Annotated in this window: 12 protein-coding genes; 7 read left to right on the plus strand and 5 right to left on the minus strand. The window is 71.6% G+C overall.

Features of this window, described 5'->3' with window-relative positions:
* Window positions 1–301: 301 nt before the first annotated feature.
* The 3 genes from ABTX18_RS30780 (at window position 302) to ABTX18_RS30790 (ending at window position 5243) form a co-directional block, all read left to right on the plus strand.
* Window positions 302–841, plus strand: coding sequence for an alkyl sulfatase C-terminal domain-containing protein (locus tag ABTX18_RS30780; protein WP_352126075.1), 540 nt, complete (start codon window positions 302–304; stop codon window positions 839–841).
* Window positions 842–1020: 179 nt separating this feature from the next.
* Window positions 1021–4389, plus strand: coding sequence for an ATP-binding protein (locus tag ABTX18_RS30785; RefSeq protein WP_352126076.1), 3369 nt, complete (start codon window positions 1021–1023; stop codon window positions 4387–4389).
* 317 nt (window positions 4390–4706) lie between these two features.
* On the plus strand, window positions 4707–5243 hold the full coding sequence (locus ABTX18_RS30790) for an AAA family ATPase (protein WP_352126077.1): 537 nt from the start codon (window positions 4707–4709) through the stop codon (window positions 5241–5243).
* A 14-nt stretch (window positions 5244–5257) separates the two neighbouring features.
* Here ABTX18_RS30790 and ABTX18_RS30795 read toward each other — a convergent pair whose 3' ends face one another.
* Window positions 5258–5680, minus strand: coding sequence for a secondary thiamine-phosphate synthase enzyme YjbQ (locus ABTX18_RS30795; RefSeq protein ID WP_352126078.1), 423 nt, complete (start codon window positions 5678–5680; stop codon window positions 5258–5260).
* A gap of 157 nt (window positions 5681–5837) precedes the next feature.
* Between ABTX18_RS30795 and ABTX18_RS30800 the strand changes: the two genes are divergently transcribed.
* Entirely contained in the window at window positions 5838–6908 is a 1071-nt protein-coding gene (locus ABTX18_RS30800) for an NAD(P)-binding domain-containing protein (protein WP_352126247.1), read from the plus strand.
* A 61-nt stretch (window positions 6909–6969) separates the two neighbouring features.
* Here ABTX18_RS30800 and mltG read toward each other — a convergent pair whose 3' ends face one another.
* Window positions 6970–7830, minus strand: coding sequence for an endolytic transglycosylase MltG (gene mltG, locus ABTX18_RS30805; protein WP_352126079.1), 861 nt, complete (start codon window positions 7828–7830; stop codon window positions 6970–6972).
* Between the two features lie 105 nt (window positions 7831–7935).
* Window positions 7936–9744, minus strand: a complete 1809-nt coding sequence (locus ABTX18_RS30810) for an ABC transporter ATP-binding protein (RefSeq protein ID WP_352126080.1) — start codon at window positions 9742–9744, stop codon at window positions 7936–7938.
* A 203-nt stretch (window positions 9745–9947) separates the two neighbouring features.
* On the opposite strand from ABTX18_RS30810, the gene ABTX18_RS30815 reads away from it, so the two are divergent.
* Complete coding sequence (locus tag ABTX18_RS30815; RefSeq protein ID WP_352126081.1) at window positions 9948–10391, plus strand: MarR family winged helix-turn-helix transcriptional regulator; 444 nt, start codon at window positions 9948–9950, stop codon at window positions 10389–10391.
* Window positions 10392–10493: 102 nt separating this feature from the next.
* Here the strand turns inward: ABTX18_RS30815 and ABTX18_RS30820 are convergent, their stop codons facing one another.
* Complete coding sequence (locus ABTX18_RS30820) at window positions 10494–11234, minus strand: L,D-transpeptidase family protein (RefSeq protein ID WP_352126082.1); 741 nt, start codon at window positions 11232–11234, stop codon at window positions 10494–10496.
* 352 nt (window positions 11235–11586) lie between these two features.
* On the opposite strand from ABTX18_RS30820, the gene ABTX18_RS30825 reads away from it, so the two are divergent.
* Together ABTX18_RS30825 and ABTX18_RS30830 are read left to right on the plus strand one after the other, a co-directional pair.
* A complete protein-coding gene (locus tag ABTX18_RS30825) occupies window positions 11587–13470 on the plus strand; it encodes an ABC transporter transmembrane domain-containing protein (RefSeq protein ID WP_352126083.1) in 1884 nt (627 codons plus the stop codon).
* Window positions 13467–15248: an ABC transporter ATP-binding protein gene (locus ABTX18_RS30830; protein WP_352126084.1), complete on the plus strand. Its 1782-nt coding sequence runs from the start codon at window positions 13467–13469 to the stop codon at window positions 15246–15248. Before ABTX18_RS30825 ends, ABTX18_RS30830 begins: the two co-directional genes overlap by 4 nt.
* A 115-nt stretch (window positions 15249–15363) precedes the next feature.
* Here ABTX18_RS30830 and ABTX18_RS30835 read toward each other — a convergent pair whose 3' ends face one another.
* A complete protein-coding gene (locus tag ABTX18_RS30835; RefSeq protein ID WP_352126085.1) occupies window positions 15364–16155 on the minus strand; it encodes a metal-dependent hydrolase in 792 nt (263 codons plus the stop codon).
* Window positions 16156–16165 lie beyond the last annotated feature (10 nt).

The following is a 16165-nucleotide window of genomic DNA, read 5'->3' on the forward strand; positions in this document are numbered from 1 at the left end:
GAAACGCCCGAATACATCCAGTATGCGGGCGCCTCTCCGCCTTGCGATGCACCGCATCTGACGCCGCGCGCTGATCCACCAGGAATTGCGGGACAACCCTTAGCGCGGCTCGACTGACACCCGTCGGCACGAACCGGCGCACCGGCGGCAGGCACGAACTCCCGTGCCTGCCGCCGTCCGCTTGATCGAGAGGCTCAGGCTCCCTCACCCCGCGCGGGTCTGCCGGGACTTGCAACCCTGGCGACCCAAGGGTGGCGGCCGAGGCGTCACGAAGCGATTCCCGTTCGATGACACCCAGGACATGGACGACGCCCGGCGCGGGTTCATGGGAACGGCGGAGAGCGATGAGGTCAGTACGACGGACGGGACGGCCGTATGGGATCTCGATGCCTACGGATTCCTGGCGCAGGACTGCCCGCCCACCGCCAATCCGAGCCTGTGGCGGCAGAGCCGGCTGGTCGCCGGCCACGCCGCGTCGGCGGACCTCCTCCGCGCGCTGACGCTGGACCAGCTCTTCGACGCTCTGTCCATCCGGGTCGACGGTCCTCGCAGCTGGGACGCGGACATCACCGTGCGCTGGAACGTGACGGGCGGGGAGCCCCTCACCCTGCGGCTGCACAACGGCGTGCTCACCCACATCGCCGGGACCGGACCGGCCGTCTCCTCCCCCGACGTCGAGTTGGCTCTGGACGAGGCCGCGCTGCGTGCCGTCCTGCTGGGCGGCCTCCCCCCGTCGGAACTTGCCGGCCGCGCCACCATCACCGGGGACGCGGCGAAGATCACCGAGCTCCTCGGCCACCTCAGTGCCCCGGACCCGGACTTCCCCATGGTCACCCCCTGATCCGACCGGCCACGGCGGCGTGATCCGGCTCGGGCCGGTCCGCGCCCGCCCGGTCGCCGCACGGTGGGCGGCCGACAGGAAAGGGCAGATCGCGGAGGCCTCACGGGGGCCGAGGCTGCTGCCCGGCATCGCGCCCCGGGCCCGGCGAACTCAGGCTGCTCGACTAAAGTGGCACCCCCATGAACACGCAGCAAACACCCCCCACCACCGGTCACCGCGTCGCCCCTTTGCTGCGTCTGCACCTTTTCGGCCGTTTCCGGGTATCGCGTGACGGTTTTCCCGAGCCGGCCGGGCGATGGCCGCGGCTGACGGCCCAGACTCTGGTCAAACTGCTCGCTCTGACGCCGGGCCATCGGCTGCACCGTGAGCAGATCATGGACCTGTGCTGGCCGGACACCGATCCGCACGCGGCGGCCGGCAATCTCCGTGTCGCGCTGCACGCCGCGAGGCGCGCGCTGGAGCCCGAACTGGCCCCTCGCGCCGCCTCGTCGTACCTCGTGTCGGACGGGGCGATGCTCTCGCTCGACCCGGCCACCGTATGGGTCGACACGGACCATGCCGAGGAGACCGCCGAGTCCGCACTGGCTTCGCAAGCCCCCGGCGCCCTGAACGACGCTCTGGGCCTGTTCACGGGCGAGCTGTTGCCGGAGGACCGTTACCTTCCGTTGGCGGAGTCGCGTCGGGCACGGCTCACCGCATTGAGAGACGAGATGCGCCTGGCACTGGCTTCGGCACACCTGGAGCGGGGCGCGATCCCGGAGGCGACTGCGGCAGCGGAGCTGCTTCTGCGATCCAGCCCGGCCGAGGAAGCGGCGCACCGGATCCTGATCGACGCCTACATACGCCAAGGTCTGCGACGGCGTGCGGTCGGCCAGTACCACCTGTGCCGTGAGGCACTCGCGGCCGACCTGGGCGTCGCGCCCGGTCCGGAGACGGAGCGTCTGCACCGGCTCGCCCTGGCCACCACGCGTAAACCGGGGCCGGCCCGAGTGGCCCTGCCCGCGCCGCTGCAGAGCCCGGACGTGGCCCCGTTGCGCGGCCGGGACGAGCTGCTGCACCGGCTGCTCGCCACCGACGGTGCGCCGGTACGCATACTGACGGGCGAGGCCGGGGTGGGAAAGACCCGGCTGGTGGCCGAGACCGCCCGGCTCGCCGCCGCCTCCGGATCGGCCGTGCTGTGGGGCGCCGGCCACGACGCGGAGGGGCACACCCCCTACGGCGTCTTCGCGGAGGCGCTAGACGGCTGGCTGGCCGAACGGGACGTGACCGAACGCGCCCGCGTGGGCTCGGAGTATCCGGAACTGGCGGCCTTCCTGCCGTCGCTGGGTCAGGTGCGGTCCTTCGGCGACCGCAGCCCGGAGGAGGAACGCGACCGACTGTTCGGCGCGACGGCCGGCCTGCTCGCCGAACTCGCCGCCGTTCAACCGGTGTTGTTGGTCCTGGACGATCTGCACGCTGCGGACTCCGGTTCGTACCGACTGCTGAGCCACCTGGCACGCCACGCCTCCCGTCCCGGATTCCCGTTGCGCGTCCTGGTGACGTACCGGGCCGAGGAGCTCGCCGACTCCGGTCCTCGGGTCGGGGATCTCACCGCTCTGCTGCGGCAGCCACAGGTCGTGCACGAGACCGTCCAGCGCCTCGACCGGGAGGCGTGCCTGGCGGTGGCGCGCGATGCCGCACCCGCGGTGGGCGACGCGGCCGGGGCTGCCGCCGCGGACCGGTTGGCCCGGGTGTGGGAACTGTCTCTGGGCAACCCGCTGTTCGCGAGCGAACTCGCCCGGAACCTGGGCGTCGACGGCCCTGAGGACATGGCGCCGGACGGGGTGCGGCAGTTGGTGGCGGAGAAGCTCGCCCGTCTCGACGGGAACACGCGCCGCGTGGTGGAGGCGCTGTCCGTCGGCGGGGCCGAGACGGCACTGTCCGAGCTGCTCGACGTGGCCGCCGACGGTTTGCACCCGCCCCTTTCCGGGGCTGCGGCGATCGCGGCTCTGGACGAGGCCATCGGCGCCGCACTCATCGAGGAGCGGACCGTCGTCGTGACCGGACGGCATGAGACGGGCATCGCCTTCCGGCACCCGTTGGTCCGCCTCACCTGCTACGAGCGGCTGTCCGCCATCCGCCGCAGGCACCTGCACGGCGCCTTCGCTCAGGCGGTGCGCCGGCGCCGCCCCGACGCCGTCGACACACTCGCCTCCCATTTCGCGCGCGCGGACGACGCCCGCGCGGCCGAGTACCTGCGCCTGGCGGCGGAACGGGCCGCGGCCCTGTACGCGAACGACACGGCCGACCGCTACTACCGGGACTTGATAGCCCGGCTCGATGTCGACGCGGGCCGCGCCCGGCTCGCGCACGCTCAGGTGCTGCGCAGCATGGGCCACTTCGAGCAGGCCGTCGGCGCCCTGCGGCCCGCCCTGGCCGAGTTCGAACGGCTGGGCGATCACGACAATCGCGTCCTCGCTGCGGCACTGCTGGCGGAGATGCTGGTCAGAACGGGATCCCCCGCACCCGGCCTCGCCATACTGCGGCAGCATCCCGTGACGGAGGAGACCTCTCCCGAACCGACGGCGGGTCACTTCCTGACGCTCTCCGTCGTTCTCAGTACCCAGGGACATTACGACGACGGGTGCGCCGCAGCCGAACGCGCCCTGGCAGCGGCGGACGAGGTGCCCGGACATGCCAGCCACGGCCTGAAGGCCCGTGCCTTCGTCCTGCAGGCCAGCAATCTGGGACTCGCGGGCCACTTCGACCTGGCACGTGCAGCGGGCGACAAAGCGCTGACTCCCGCCGAGGCCTACGGCGATCCCACGCTGCTCGGGTCGGTCCTGTCGATGCTGCGCGAGAACGCGCGCCGCGCCGGCCGGCTGCACGAGGCGATCGACCGGGGAGAGCGCGCCCTCGGCCTCGCAGAACGGTCCGGCGGCCCGGCGGCCGCCGCCTTCGAGCGGGCGAACCTCGCGGAACTCCGGCTGCTCCTGGAAGAGCCCGAGCAGGCCCTGGCTCTCGCCGAGGCCGCCGTCGCGGGTGCGGAACCGGCCGAGGTCTGGTGCCTCCCGTACGCGCTCGCGGCGCTGGCCCGTGCCCGGTGGGCCCTGAACGAGGCAGCCGCCGCCGAGGTCCTTCTGGACCGCGCCCAGTCGGTCGCCACGACGCTCGGGGACCGGCGGGCGAGCCACGCGGTGCGCACCGCACGTGCGGAACTTGCCCTGCACATGGAGCGTCCCGACACAGTGCTGCGAGTGCTGGAACGTTTCGGCGACGAGGCACCGGTTCTGGCGGCCTGGGGGGAGCTCCTCTCCGGCCGGGCCGCATCCGCCCGGCAGCACGCGCTGGCCGAGGTGTCGCGGGCGGAACGTACCGGGGAACATCTGGCCGAGGTGGAGGCGCGTATCGTACTCGGCGCTTCCTTGTCCATGCTCGCCGAGGAAGCCGAGGGGGCGGAGGAGCTGGCCCGGGCCGAGTCCCTGGCCGAACGCCTTCCCTACCCGGCCGGGACGAGCCGGGCCGCGTGGGCACGAGCGCTGTTGCGCGCCGCGAAGCACGGCGGCTGAGCAGAGAAATGGCATGTCCATGGTTGGGCAAGCCGCGTGGGTAATGCCCGAGTAACGGCGTCTGCCCAGTGTCCGAGCTCCCCCGTACCGTTCCTGGAGGAGCTCCCCCGATGCACCTGTCCCCACCGCCGTGGCGTGGCCGCGCCGTCTGGGCGGCGGCCGCCTTAGGAGGGACCATGACGAAGGCAACGTGAGGGAAACATCACCGACAGCGACATCAAGGGCACCATCGGCCTGCAACCAGTTGTGCAAGACCGGTGGCACCGTCATCTGGACCCGCAACCGTGCCGCCCCGACCGAGCCCCCGGTCGCGGGGTGTGGAGTTCGAGTCCGAGCAGGGCCTGTACTTCAGCGGCCGGATCCGAGTGCTGTCCGAACTCGTGGACTGGCTCACCTCGCCCCTGGGTGACGGTCGCGGAAGAGTGGTCACCGGTAGCCCGGGATGCGGAAAGTCGGCGGTGCTCGGACGGATCGTCGCCCTTTCGGACCTCGGATACCGGGCTCGTCTCGACCTCTCCGATGTCGACGCCTCGACCGTGCTTCCCGCCGGGTGCGTCTCGGCCGCGGTCCACGCGCGGCACAAACGGCTGGAGGAGGTGGTCGAACGCATCGCCACCGCGCTGGACACCCGTACCGACGGCCCCGCCGCTCTGCTGCAGGAGCTCACCCGGCGCGGGCGTCAGGGAGCTCCCATCGTCGTTGTGGTCGATGCCGTCGACGAAGCAGGCTCGGACACCGCCGCGGACGCCGGCGGCCACGGGGAGCCCCGCCGGATCACGCGCGAGTTACTGCGCCCCATGTCGGAGATTCCCGCCCCTCTCACTTGGTGCGGCCGGACATCACTCCTACAGTGACGGCAGACACAGCCCTACCCGAAGAACGACAGACGGACCTGGCGGTTTGCATTGTCGCGATTTGTATCCACCAGGCACACCGACTGCCACGTCCCCAGTTCCAGTCGCCCCGCGATCACCGGCAGCGTCGCATGGGGCGGGACGAGGGCCGGCAGTACGTGGTCGCGGCCGTGGCCCGGGCTGCCGTGGCGGTGTTGCCAGCGGTCGTCCGCGGGGAGCAGGGAGTGCAGGGCGGAGAGCAGGTCGTCGTCGCTGCCCGCACCCGTCTCCAGGATGGCGATCCCGGCGGTCGCGTGCGGGACGAAGATGTTGAGCAGGCCGTCGCGGCCCGGGGCCGACCGGGTGAGGAACTGTTCGCAGGCGGACGTCAGGTCGGTGACGGTCTCCGTCGTACCTGTGGTGATGTTCAGGACGCTGGTGCTGAAGGCAGAGGACATGGGCTCATTGTCCTGCCCGTACCGCGGGATTGCGCGTCCACGTGTCGAGACGGCGTGGTCGCGTCGCCCGGAGGCAGACGGGAGGTGAAGGGGTGACGGGGCCCGCGGGAAGATCCTTGTCACCGATGCGGTTGGTAGAAGCGTGAACAACATTGGGGTGCGCTCGGTGGATGTCGTGGTGATCGGCGCCGGACAGGCAGGTCTGTCGGGCGCCTACCATCTGCGTCGCAGCGGTCTGGAACCGGACCGCGATTTCGTCGTCCTCGACCACGCCCCGAGTCCGGGTGGCGCCTGGCAGTTCCGCTGGCCCTCGTTGACGTACGGCAAGGTGCACGGCATGCACGCCCTGCCCGGCATGGAGCTGACGGGGGCCGACGACAGCCAGCCCTCGTCCGAGGTGATCGGGGCCTACTTCGACGCGTACGAGCGACGCTTCGACCTGAGGGTTCACCGGCCCGTCGAGGTGAGCGCGGTGCGCGAGGGCGTGGGCGGGCGGCTGCTCGTCGAGACGTCCGAGGGTACGTACGCGACGCGTGCCCTGATCAATGCCACGGGCACCTGGGACCGGCCGTTCTGGCCGCGCTATCCGGGGCAGGAAACCTTCCGCGGGCGGCAGCTGCACACGGCGAACTACCCGGGGCCCGCCGAGTTCGCCGGGCAGCGGGTGGTCGTCGTGGGCGGTGGGGCCTCCGGAACCCAGCATCTGATGGAGCTCGCCGAGGTGGCGGCAAAGACCTACTGGGTGACACGCCGGCCGCCGGTGTTCCGCGAGGGTCCGTTCGGCGCCGAGCAGGGCCGGGCAGCCGTCGCCATGGTGGAGGAACGGGTGCGGCGCGGGCTGCCGCCGCAGAGTGTCGTGAGCGTCACCGGGCTGCCACTCACCGACGCGGTCCGGCATGCCCGCGAGTCGGGGGTGCTCGACCGGCTGCCCATGTTCGACCGGATCACACCGGCCGGCGTCGCCTGGGACGACGGTCGCACCGTCGAGGCGGACGTCATTCTCTGGGCGACCGGCTTCCGGGCCGCCGTCGATCACCTCGCCCCGCTGAGGCTCCGTGAGCCCGGGGGCGGGATCCGTGTCGAGGGAACGCAGGCCGTGCGCGACGAGCGCGTCCATCTCGTCGGATACGGGCCGTCCGCCAGCACCATCGGCGCCAACCGGGCGGGGCGCGCCGCCGTGCGCGCCATCGGCCGGCTGCTGGTGAGGTCGGCACCAGTGCCCGCGTGAGCTCCTGGAGCGGGCCGCACCGGTGCCCGCGTGAGCTCCTCGACCGGAGCCGGTGTGCTGTTCAGCCGTTGCCGGCGCCACGGCGGTTGCGGTTGAACTCCGCCACGTTGCGCCGTTGCTCCGCGTAGTCGTCGGTGAAGCGGGTGTCGCCGGGTGCGACCGTGACGAAATACAGCCATGGGCCGGGAGTGGGGCCGATGGCCGCCGCCATCGCCTGCTCTCCGGGATTGCCGATGGGGGTGGGCGGGAGCCCCTTGTGTGCGTAGCTGTTGTACGGGCTGTCGATCTTCGTGTCGCCCGTGGTGGTGTCCAGTGTGCTGCGGTTCAACGCGTAGTTGAGCGTCGAGTCCATCTGGAGGGGCATGCCCCGGTCGAGCCGGTTGTGGATGACCCTGGCCACCTTGCCCATGTCCGCCACGGTGTCCGCCTCGGCCTGGACGATTCCGGCGATGGTCACCGTCTGATAGACGGTGACGTTGTTGCGCTGTGCCCCGGCCGTGATGTGGTCGGCGCCGAACCGGCTCACCGCCGTGTCGACCATGTAGCGCAGCAGGCTCTCCGGGGTCGTGCCCGAGGTGACCGGGTACGTCGCCGGGAAGAGGTAGCCCTCGGGGTTGCCCTTCGCCTCGGCCGGAAGCGGCAGGTCCGCCGTCGCGACCGCCCTCTCCGTGGTTCCCGCGGGCTCGCCGAGGGCCTTGTCCACGGCCGCGTACACCTGCGAGGCCCGCCACCCCTCCGGAATGACGAGGGTGCGGGGCTGTTCGGTCTTCGGCTCCGTGGTGAGCAGGGGTACGAGTACGGCGGCCCCCACGGCGAGGACGAGGACGGCTCCCATGAGCAGCACCAGACGGCCGCGCCGGGTCGGGCGGACCCGGCGGCCGGGCCTGCGGCGGGGAGGTACGTCCGGGGACTCGTTCACCATGCGGGCACGCTACCTCCGCGCCGATCACTCCGCCGGTACCCCGCTCGCGGCGACACGCGGTGCGCAGCATGGGGCTGCTGCGGCGCCCGGTCGGACGCGGACCGGTCAGCCGGCCACCGGGGCGAGTCGGGTGTCGTCCCTGCGGACCAGGGCCGCGTACCGGCCGTCCTGTCGCAGCAGTTCCTCGTGGCTGCCGCGCTCCGCGGTGCGGCCGGCGTCGAGGACGACGATCTGATCGGCATCCCGCACGGTGGACAGCCGGTGGGCGATGGTGATCGTCGTACGTCCCGCGGAGAGTGCGTCGATCGCCTCCTGTACCGCGAATTCCGTACGGGTGTCGAGGGCGCTCGTCGCCTCGTCGAGGATCAGCACCGGCGGGTCGCGCAGGATCGTGCGGGCGATGGCCAGGCGCTGCTTCTCGCCCCCCGAGAACCGATAGCCCCGTTCGCCGACGAGGGTGTCGTAGCCATCGGGCAGTGAGGCGATGTGGTCGTGGATCTGGGCGGCGCGGGCCGCCGCCTCGATCTCCTCGGCGGTCGCCTCCGGCTTGGCGAAGCGAAGGTTCTCGGCGACCGAGGCGTGGAAGAGGTACGTCTCCTGGGAGACCACGCCGACCGCCCGTGCGAGGGTGTCGAAGTCCAGGTCGCGCACATCGACCCCGTCGATCGTGACCCGGCCGCCGGTGACGTCGTACAGCCTCGGCACCAGGTAGCTGAGCGTGGACTTGCCGGAGCCGGTGGGACCGACGACGGCCAGGCTCGCACCGGCGGGCACGGTGATGTCGACGCCGCTGAGGGTCGGGCCGCTCTTCTCGTCGTAGCTGAAGTCGACGTCCTCGAAGCGGATCTCACCGCGGATCTTCTCCAGGCGCACCGGCTTCTCCGGCTCGGTGATGTCCACCGTGAGGTCGAGGTATTCGAAGATCCGCTGGAAGAGGGCGAGGGACGTCTGCATCTGCACCCCGGTGGAGAGCAGGCTCACGGCGGGCCGGAAGAGGCCCTGCTGGAGCGAGACGAAAGCCACGAGGGTACCGATCGAGACGTCCGGACCGCCGGACTGCAGGGCGATGCCCGCGGCCCAGTAGATGACGGCGGGCATGGCGGCCATCACGATGCCGATCGTGGACATGCGCCACCGGCCGGCCATGCTGGAGCGCACTTCGAGGTCGACCAGGCGCTCGGACTCCTCGGCGAAGCCCTGGGTGAGCGAGTCCGAGCGGCCCATGGTGCGGCCGAGCAGGATCCCGCTGACGGAGAGCGATTCGGTGACGGTCGCCGCCATGGCGGCCATCTGCTTCTGGCGCTGAGTGGTGATCTTCTTCCGCTCGCGGCCGACCCGGCGGCTGATCCAGACGAAGACAGGCAGCAGGAGCAGCGAGACGATGGTCAGCCGCCAGTCGAGCGCGAGCATCGCGACGACCGTGGCGATGACCGCGGTGAGGTTGGAGACCAGCGAGGTCGCCGTGGAGGTGACCGTGGCCTGCATGCCGCCGATGTCGTTGGCGATCCGGGACTGGACCTCGCCCGTGCGGGTCCGGGTGAAGAAGGCGAGCGGCATCCGCTGCAGCTGTGTGTAGACGGCGGTGCGCAGATCGTGCATGACCCGCTGGCCGACCGTGGTGGAGATGAGGGTCTGGAGCACGCCGAAGACGCTGTTCATCACCGCGGTGGCGATCATGCCGAGGGCGAGCAGCGTGAGCAGCCCGGTCCGCCCCTGCGGGATGGCGGTGTCCAGGATCTCGCGCAGCAGGAACGGAGAGGCGACCGACACCAGCGACGAGGCGCCGACGAGCAGTCCGACCACCGCGAGGCGGCCGCGGTACGGGTGGAAGAGGCGGAGGATGCGGCGCAGCTCGGCAGGCGGCTGGGCGGCGTCCCGGGGCGGGGGTGTCCACGTGGGTCCGTCGGGTTTCATGGGCTCCTTCGTCAGGCGTGCGACAACGGCAGGGGCGGGCGCGGGCGCCTGCGAAGCGTGCGCGTCCAGTGTGTGGGCAGGACGGCCGCCGACGGCCGTGCTGCCGGCTGTGGGTACGTGCTCTGCACGTACCGGCCAGGATCAGAGCCTAGCTCATTGTTACCTATACTCACAATGAACAAGGTCCTGATATTGTTCCCGGTATGGATTCTCCCGACCCAGACGGCGTGCTCGCCGAACAGCTGCTGCGGCTGACCCGCAGGCTCCAGCGCATCCAGAGCCGTCAGCTGGAGCCGATCGGCATCACCCCCGCGCAGTTCCGGCTGCTGCGCACCGTCGCGCATTACGACGGTCCTCCCCGCATGGCGGATCTCGCCCAGCGTCTCGACGTCGTCCCCCGCGCCGTGACCACCCTGGTCGACGGGCTGGAGGCGAGCGGCCGGGTGCGCCGGACCTCCGATCCGGACAGTCGTCGGGTGGTCCGGATCCAGATCACGGACGAGGGCATCGCAACGCTCCGGTCGCTGCGCAACGCGCGCCGGGCGGCCGCGGAGGAGATCCTCGCCCCGCTGACCGCCGATCAGCGCGAGGTGCTCGGCGGCCTGTTGACCACCCTGGTGAACGGGATGCCGGAGCGCACCTGCTGACCCTCCGGGTAACGGGATGCCGCAGCACACCTGGCTGACGGCCCTGGCCGACCGGATGCCCGCGCACCTGCTCACCGCTCCGGTCGACGGGGCGCCGCTCCCTCAGCCCTTGAGCGCGGCGCGGTCCCCCATCACCACGACCGGGTTCTGCTTCGGGTCCAGGGTGCGCAGCAGCTTCACCATGGCCGCCTTCGGCAGGCTCACACAGGCCGATGTGCCACTGCCGTGATCCATGTGGAGCCAGATGCTGCCGCCCTTGGACTGACCCTCCGGGCGGGTCGGGTCGTTCGGGGCGGTGCCTTTCACGCGGTTGTAGTCGATGGCGATGACGTAGTCGAAGTCGTGCCAGTAGGGCTTGGCCCAGTAGCGCGGGGCGCGGATGGCGGCCGATTCGCTGTACGGGAGCAGCGCGCCCGGGTCGGGCAGTGCGCCGCCCGCGTCGGTGAGGGTGAAGACGCCGACCGGGGAGCGCTTGTCGTCCTCGTGGTGGTCGGTGGTCCAGCCCTTGCGGCCGTTGTGGGCCTTCCAGCCTGCGGCCTTGTCCCAGGTGGAGCCGGTCCGGGTGTAGAGCACGACCGTGGAGTCCGCGGAGTTCCTGCCCGCACCGTAAACGGCGACGACCTGCCGGGAGTTGTGCGGGATCTTCGACCGCAGCCGGTCGCCCACGTCCGGGATCCACTTCAGGCCGGTGGTCTGTTCCGCGTCCTTGTCCTTCCGGGCGCCGGCCGACCGCGCGTCGCCCTTCTCCGGGTCCTGTCCGTCACCGCACGACGTCAGCGTCGTGAGCAGGACACCGCAGGCGGCCGCCGAGGCCACCACTCGTACCGCACCGGCTATACGCATCCGTCCATGCTCGCACCACCCGGTGTCCGCAGCCGTCCTGTCCCCGGGGTCCGGCGACATGCGTGCCCAATCTTTACTTCGCGCGCCGGCCCCGCCCGGCCCGGCCCACGCGCAAAGCCGGCACCGGACAGCCGCGGCCCCTGGCAGTCGAAGGACGGCTCCATCGACTGCCAGGGGCGCGCCGCGCGCGTCGAACCGGCCCGCAACCGCCCCCACCCCCGCGCGTAAAAGGGTTTGCCTCGGCCCCTGCGGAGAGCGAGGCTTGTACGGTTTGGTTCCCCCACGCGCTTGCACCGAACGTGCCTCCGGAGATCCCTCGCGGTCCCGGCTCCTTACAATCTTTTGGGACGTCATGCACATTCGCGATCTTCCGTACTCGGATCCCGGCGATCCCGATGTCCGGTCGGGCCCTCGCTTCCTGCTCTGGCTCGGCCGCAACCAGATACGCGGACAGCTCACGTCCATGTCGTGGGGCCTGCTGCACCAGTGCTCCATCGCGGGGCTGCCGCTCGCCGTGGGATTCGCCGTCCAGTCGGTCGTCGACCGGTCCGGCGGACGGCTGGCGCTGGCCGGCGGCATGATCGCGGTGCTCGGCGTGCTGATCGCGGTGGGCGACACCATGCTCCACCGGACCGCCGTCACCAACTGGATCACCGCCGCCGCCCGGGTCCAGCAGCTGCTGGCCCGCAAGACCGCGGAGCTCGGTTCGGCGCTGACCCGCAGGGTCGCCGCGGGCGAGGTCGTCGCGGTGTCCACCGGTGATGTGGAGAAGATCGGCTGGTTCGTCGAGGCGCTCTCACGCTTCGTCGCGGCCGCTGCGGCCCTCGTCATCATCTGTGTCGGGCTCGTCCTCTATCTGCCCTCGCTCGGCGTGCTCGTGGCGCTCGCGATGCCGCTGCTCGCCCTGGGCGTCCTGCCGCTCCTGCCCCGGGCCACCCGCCGCGCCGACATCCAGCGCGAGAAGGCGGGCAAGGCCACCGAGCTGGCCTCCGACACGGTGGCCGGGCTGCGCGTGCTGCGCGGCATCGGGGGCGAGGAGCTGTTCCTCGGCCGCTACCGGCGCGCCTCGCAGGAGGTCCGCAAGGCGGCGGTGCGCAGCGCGCGGATGTGGTCGCTGATCTCGGCGATCCAGGTGCTCCTGCCGGGTGTGCTGCTGATCTCGCTGGTCACGTACGGGGCCGCGCTGGCCCGGGACGGGAGGATCGAGGTCGGTCAGCTCGTGACGGTGTACAGCGCGGCGACGCTGATGCTGTTCCCGCTGCGGCACTTCGAGGAGATCGCCATGGCGTACTCCTTCTCCCGGCCGTCCGCTCAGCGCGCGGTCCGGGTCCTCTCGCTGAACCGGGTGGCCCGGCCGTCCACGGTGGACGCCGCTCCGGCCGGTGACCTGTACGACCCGGCCACCGGGCTGATGGCTCCGGAGGGCCTGTTCACCGCGGTGGTCTGCGGCGATCCCGACGAGGCGGGCCGCCTCGCGGACCGGCTCGGCGGCCATGCCCAGCCTGCCGTGACCCAGGAGGGCGAGGCGGAGGACGCAGCGGCGCCCGCGCTGCCGTCGGTCCTGCTCGGGGGCGTACCCCTGGACGAGCTGGAGCTGGAGGCGGCCCGGAGCGCCGTCCTGGTCCAGGACAAGGACCCGGTGCTGCTCTCCGGCACGCTGCGCGAGCTGCTGGACGTCCCCTCGTCGGGCCGGATCGCCGCCGTGGACGCACTGGCGGCCGCCCAGTGCGGGGATGTGCTGGACGCGCTCGCCCAGGCGTCCGTCGACACGGACGGCGACCCCATGAACACCCGCATCACCGAACGCGGCCGGTCCCTGTCCGGCGGCCAGCGTCAGCGGCTCGCGCTGGCGCGGTCGCTGGTGACCGACCCGGAGGCCCTGGTGCTCGACGAGCCGACGTCCGCCGTCGACTCGCACACCGAGGCGCGGGTGGCCGAGGGCATCAAGGCGTTGCGCAAGGACCGTACGACGGTGGCGTTCGCCTCGTCACCGCTGCTGCTCGACCTGGCGGACCGGGTCGCGCTGGTCCACGGCGGCACCGTGGTCGCGGTGGGCACCCACCGTGAACTGCTGCGCGACGAACCGCTGTACCGCGCGGTCGTCACCCGCGAGACCGACGAAGAGATCGCCGCGGCCGGCCCCGACATGAGCGAAGCGCTCTCCGCCGCCGGACCGGACATGGACGAAGACATCGACACGATCGGGACGATCGAGGAAATCGAGGAGAGGGCATGATCGGCGTCGCACCACCGGCGTACGACCCGGCCGCCCCGGAGTCGGCGACGACCCTGCCGGTCGGCACCCCCACGACCGTACGCACCTACGTCCGTGAGCTGATGCGGCGCCATCGGCGGCCGTTCCTCGTGGTCACGGCGCTCAACTGCGTCGCGGTGACCTCGTCGATCGTGGGTCCGTACCTGCTGGGCGGACTGGTCGAGGACCTGTCCGCCGGAGTCACCGACCTCCATCTGGAGCGCACCGCCGCGGTGTTCGCCGTGGCGCTGGTCATCCAGACCGTGGTGACCAGGATGATGCGGCTGCGCAGCGCGATGCTGGGCGAGGAGATGCTGGCGGATCTGCGCGAGGACTTCCTCGTGCGCTCGGTCCGGCTGCCGCCGGGCGTGCTGGAGCGGGCCGGGACGGGTGACCTGCTGTCCCGTATCACCACGGACATCGACCGGCTCGCCAACGCCATGCGCGAGGCGGTGCCGCAGCTGGCCATCGGTGTGGTGTGGGCGGGGCTGCTGCTCGCCGCGCTCGCCGTCACCGCTCCCCCGCTGGCGCTCTCGGTGCTCATCGCGCTGCCCGTGCTGATCATCGGCTGCCGCTGGTACTTCCGCCGGGCTCCGTCGGCGTACCGCTCGGAGGCGGCCGGTTACGCGTCGGTCGCCGCGATGCTCGCGGAGACGGTCGACGCCGGACGGACCGTTGAGGCGCACCGGCTGGGTGCGCGGCGGGTCGCCCTGTCGGACCGGCGGATCAAGGAGTGGACGGCGTGGGAGCGGTACACGCTGTTCCTGCGGTCCGTGCTCTTCCCCGTCATCAACGTCACGTACGTGACGATTCTCGGCGCGGTCCTGATGCTCGGCGGCTGGTTCGTCATCGAGGGCTGGCTCACCGTCGGTCAGCTGACGACGGGCGCGCTGCTCGCCCAGATGATGGTCGACCCGATCGGTCTGATCCTGCGCTGGTACGACGAGTTGCAGGTCGCCCAGGTGTCGCTGGCCCGCCTCGTGGGGGTCCGCGAGATCGAGCCGGACGCGGGAGACGACACGGTCGCGCCGGACGGCCGTGAGGTGTGCGCGGACGAGGTCCGCTTCGGCTACCGCGCCGGTCTCGACGTGCTGCATCAGGTGTCGCTGGACGTCGCTCCCGGTACGCGGATGGCACTGGTCGGGCCGTCCGGTGCGGGCAAGTCCACCCTGGGCCGGCTGCTGGCCGGTATCTACGCCCCGCGGACCGGTGAAGTCACCCTGGGCGGCGCAGAGTTGTCCCGGATGCCGGCGGAACGGGTCCGTACACATGTGGCGCTGGTCAACCAGGAGCACCATGTGTTCGTCGGTTCGCTGCGGGACAATCTGCTGCTGGCCCGTACCGGTGCCGGGGACGCGGAGCTGTGGGCCTCGCTGGCCGCGGTCGACGCGGACGGCTGGGCGAGGGCGCTCGACGAGGGGCTGGACTCCGAGGTCGGCTCGGGCGGTCTGGTGCTCACCCCGGCGCAGGCGCAGCAGATCGCGCTGGCCCGGCTGGTGCTGGCCGATCCGCACACGCTGGTGCTGGACGAGGCGACGTCGCTGCTCGACCCGCGCGCTGCCCGTCATCTGGAGCGGTCGCTGGCCCGGGTGCTCGACGGCCGTACGGTCGTGGCGATCGCCCACCGGCTGCACACCGCGCACGACGCGGACGTGATCGCCGTCGTCGAGCGGGGCCGGATCAGCGAGCTCGGCAGCCATGACGAGCTGGTGGCGGCGGACGGCGCGTATGCGGCGCTGTGGCGGTCCTGGCACGGCTGACGGGACCGGCACGTCCGGGTGTTCCCGGGTGGCGCTTTCCAGCTTCCAGCCTTTCCGGCTGAAGGCTGGAAGGCGCCACCTTCGGCATGCAACGACCCGGAGACCGCGGTGTGCCTCAGATGACGTTCATGGCGGCGGCTCCGCCCACTCCCCCGAGCACCATGAACACCGGCATCAGCACCTTCAGCTCCACCCAGCTGCCGGCCCTGAACCGCATGGCCTTCGGCGGGCCGATCGGATACCAGCGCTTGCGGCCGACCGGGATCGGCCACAGGATCGGGCAGCCGGAGACGGTCAGCGCGTCGCCGATGTCATGGACGAGGGCACCGAGCACGATGGGCAGGCCGAGCCAGAGGTACTCCTGGCCGGGGGCGTCGAAGAGCCAGTCCGAGCCGTTGCCCGGCTTGTCCAGGACACCGGCGAGAATCCACGCGCTGGTCGCGCCGAGCAGCCACACCAGGACGTCGCTGGACATCCGGGCGGCCCGCCAGAGCAGCCCTTCGACGGCGAGCACCAGATGGATGAAGAGGATCGCCAGCACCGCCCACCGGCCGCCGGTGATCGCAGCCGCGGAGGCGCCCGCACCGATCAGGACCGCCCACAGCCAGGTGTGGGTCAGCGTCCGGTGTCCGCCGCTGCGGTTCTTGTCGCCCCGCATCTTGGTGGCCTTGTAGACGGCGTGCGAGAGCTTGTCGACGATCTCGCACAGTCCGCGTGAGATCGGTCCGAAGGCGCGTGAGATGGTCGCCGACTTGTGGTCGAGGTCCGGGGCGAGCGCCGCGCCCGCGGTGATCAGCGCGCCGACGACCAGAACGGGCCACGGCATGGTGTGGCCCGCGGCGGCCGCGGCCGCGCCCACCCCCAGCCAGGCCGCCGCCCCTGACAGAGAGTGTGCCGGTCCCATCATGGCTGTCCGC

It is taken from the genome of Streptomyces sp. NPDC096323 (assembly GCF_040302845.1).
Classification (GTDB): Bacteria; Actinomycetota; Actinomycetes; order Streptomycetales; family Streptomycetaceae; genus Streptomyces.

Excerpts from the sequence above, each read along its gene's own strand:
- ABTX18_RS30780 (WP_352126075.1), top strand. The coding sequence starts at position 302 with ATGGACGACGCCCGGCGCGGGTTCATGGGAACGGCGGAGAGCGATGAG.
- ABTX18_RS30785 (WP_352126076.1), top strand. The coding sequence starts at position 1,021 with ATGAACACGCAGCAAACACCCCCCACCACCGGTCACCGCGTCGCCCCT.
- ABTX18_RS30795 (WP_352126078.1), bottom strand. The coding sequence starts at position 5,680 with ATGTCCTCTGCCTTCAGCACCAGCGTCCTGAACATCACCACAGGTACG.
- mltG (WP_352126079.1), bottom strand. The coding sequence starts at position 7,830 with ATGGTGAACGAGTCCCCGGACGTACCTCCCCGCCGCAGGCCCGGCCGC.
- ABTX18_RS30810 (WP_352126080.1), bottom strand. The coding sequence starts at position 9,744 with ATGAAACCCGACGGACCCACGTGGACACCCCCGCCCCGGGACGCCGCC.
- ABTX18_RS30815 (WP_352126081.1), top strand. The coding sequence starts at position 9,948 with ATGGATTCTCCCGACCCAGACGGCGTGCTCGCCGAACAGCTGCTGCGG.
- ABTX18_RS30820 (WP_352126082.1), bottom strand. The coding sequence starts at position 11,234 with ATGCGTATAGCCGGTGCGGTACGAGTGGTGGCCTCGGCGGCCGCCTGC.
- ABTX18_RS30825 (WP_352126083.1), top strand. The coding sequence starts at position 11,587 with ATGCACATTCGCGATCTTCCGTACTCGGATCCCGGCGATCCCGATGTC.
- ABTX18_RS30830 (WP_352126084.1), top strand. The coding sequence starts at position 13,467 with ATGATCGGCGTCGCACCACCGGCGTACGACCCGGCCGCCCCGGAGTCG.
- ABTX18_RS30835 (WP_352126085.1), bottom strand. The coding sequence starts at position 16,155 with ATGATGGGACCGGCACACTCTCTGTCAGGGGCGGCGGCCTGGCTGGGG.